2 protein-coding genes are annotated in these 629 nt (G+C 42.8%); both read right to left on the reverse strand.

The genetic code is table 11. The features are described 5' to 3' along the window. Positions 1-191, reverse strand: a 191-nt coding sequence (locus ACS8FC_RS18680; RefSeq protein ID WP_439297892.1) for a CoA-transferase, incomplete at its 3' end; no start/stop codon positions are given. A 125-nt stretch (positions 192-316) separates the two neighbouring features. Beyond that, positions 317-629: CoA transferase subunit A (locus ACS8FC_RS18685; RefSeq protein ID WP_439297893.1), on the reverse strand; the 313-nt coding region annotated here is incomplete at its 5' end.

Here is a 629-nt window from a genome sequence, read left to right on the forward strand (position 1 = left end):
GCATCGACGTTTTCTGCTGTAGGGAACTCACCAATACCCAACAAGCCATTCTCTGATTGTAACCACACGTCTACGCCTTCAGGAATGTAGTTGGCGACCAGCGTTGGGAGACCGATGCCTAAGTTAACGTAATAGCCGTCTTGTAGCTCTTTTGCAGCGCGCTGCGCCATTTGTTCTCTTGTCCATGCCATGCTGATTTCCTTATTTTTTACGATATTCTATTGTTATTCATCTAAATCGTTAGTTATCTAAACAATTAGCTATCTAAGTTATTATCAATCTAAAAGCTGACGATAAGTTTCAACCATGATTTTATCTAAGCGCCTTCTACTGCTTTAGTCGTGGTTTTTTCGATACGTTTTTCAGGGCTAGCATTTAATACAATACGCTGAACGAAGATACCCGGTAGATGCACTTCATCTGGATCAAACGTGCCTGTCTCGACGATTTCTTCGACTTCGACGATGGTGATTTTTCCCGCCATCGCGCAATCTGGGTTGAAATTACGAGCGGTTTTATTAAATATCAAGTTGCCGGCTTTATCGGCCTTCTGTGCTTTGATGAGTGCCACATCCGCGCGTAATGAATGCTCTAACACATAAGTACGACCATCAAAATCACGTGTCTCT

The sequence above is a fragment of the Psychrobacter sp. 1Y4 genome (genome assembly GCF_051847555.1).